Genomic DNA, 1,496 nt, shown 5'->3' on the forward strand with positions numbered 1-1,496 from the left:
TATGGGGTACAGCGGTCCCTCCTGTCGTACGAAGCGCGTACCGCTTGCACCGACCCGGTTTCCACCGCGCGGTTCGGCCGCTACTGGACGCTGGTTTCCCCGGGCGTCGGCATCGTGCTGCGCGGAGCGCTGCGGGCGATCGGAGCGGCTGCGGAAACGGGAGCAGGAAGCGCCTGAGGAGATGAGTCGTGATGCGGGCTGTGATCGTGTACGAGAGCCTGTTCGGCAACACGCGCGAGATCGCTGACGCGATCGGAGAGGGCGTGAAGGAAGCACACCCGGACGCCGAGGTCGAGTGCGTGGCAGTGGCCGACGCCGTCCCGGAGCGCATCGGCCCCACCGACCTGCTGGTCGTCGGCGGGCCGACCCACATGCGGGGCATGACCACCGGGATGAGCCGGAAGATGGGGCTGAAGGCCGAGAGGCAAGACGCCGAGAAGGGGGAGCGTCCCTTCACTCCCGAGGAGGGCGCCGAGGGCCCTGGTGTCCGCGACTGGTTCCACGACACGCTCCCCAAGGCCCACACCGGCACCCATGCCGCCGCGGCCTTCGACACCCGGGCGGACATGCGGCTGGCCGGGGCCGCCGCCGGCGGCATCGCACGTCGGCTGCGCGGCCATGGCTACGAACTCGTCGCGGAACCGGAGGGATTCATCATCGAGGACACCGAAGGGCCGCTCCGCGCGGGCGAACGGGATCGCGCAAGGGCGTGGGGTGCGGCCCTCCAGGTCGCCTGACTGATCCGCAAAGGTACCAAGACCCCCGGGGACTATGGCGGTTGAGCCGAAGATCAGGCGCGCGTACATCCTGACTGACGTACTCGCCGGCGTCTCCCGAGACTCAGTGCGGTCGCCGAAGCCGTGCTCCGCCAGTCAGAGCGCGACACGCCTTGCACGGGCCGAACAGGGCCCAAGGGGGCCCGTCCGGCCCTCCTCTGCCCTCAAGGAACGAGGCCAGACTGGAGTGGAGTGGACTCCGGTGGGGAGGCCCCGCCTCGCTCTGGACCAGTTCGCCGGACACATGCTCGCCCACCGTCTCCGCTCCGTCCGTGTGCGGCTGCTGGATCCCCACTGCCACGCACGGAAGCGGCCCGTAGATCTTCAGCCCTCTGGGAGAACGTGATGCCCGCCTCGCGCTACACCGTCAGCGACGTCATGACCCACACCGCCATCGCCATCGGGCGTGACGCGCCGTACAAGGAGATCGTCGCGCTCATGGACCAGTGGAAGGTGAGCGCCCTGCCCGTTCTGGAGGGGGAGGGACGGGTGATCGGGGTCGTGTCGGAGGCCGATCTGCTGCCGAAGGAGGAGTTCCGCACGGACGAACCCCGACCGGACGAGTTCGCCGCGGCGGCCAAGGCGGGAGCCGTACGGGCCGGGGAACTCATGTCCAGCCCGGCCGTGACCGTCCATCCCGACGCGACGCTCGCCGAAGCGGCACGGATCATGGCGACGCGGAGGGTGAAGCGCCTGCCCGTGGTCAACAGCGTGGGCATG

General features: G+C 69.9%; 2 protein-coding genes. Both read left to right on the forward strand.

Annotation, left to right across the window (positions count from 1 at the left end):
* Positions 1 to 191 precede the first annotated feature (191 nt).
* Positions 192 to 737, forward strand: coding sequence for a flavodoxin domain-containing protein (locus KV205_RS35895; protein WP_265869236.1), 546 nt, complete (start codon positions 192 to 194; stop codon positions 735 to 737).
* Between the two features lie 384 nt (positions 738 to 1,121).
* Positions 1,122 to 1,496: CBS domain-containing protein (locus KV205_RS35900; protein WP_265869238.1), on the forward strand; the 375-nt coding region annotated here is incomplete at its 3' end.

Source organism: Streptomyces sp. SKN60, assembly GCF_026236535.1.
Classification (GTDB): Bacteria; Actinomycetota; Actinomycetes; order Streptomycetales; family Streptomycetaceae; genus Streptomyces.

What these genes read in the sequence shown, in the direction of transcription:
- KV205_RS35895 (WP_265869236.1), top strand. Translation starts at nt 192, where the DNA reads ATGCGGGCTGTGATCGTGTACGAGAGCCTGTTCGGCAACACGCGCGAG.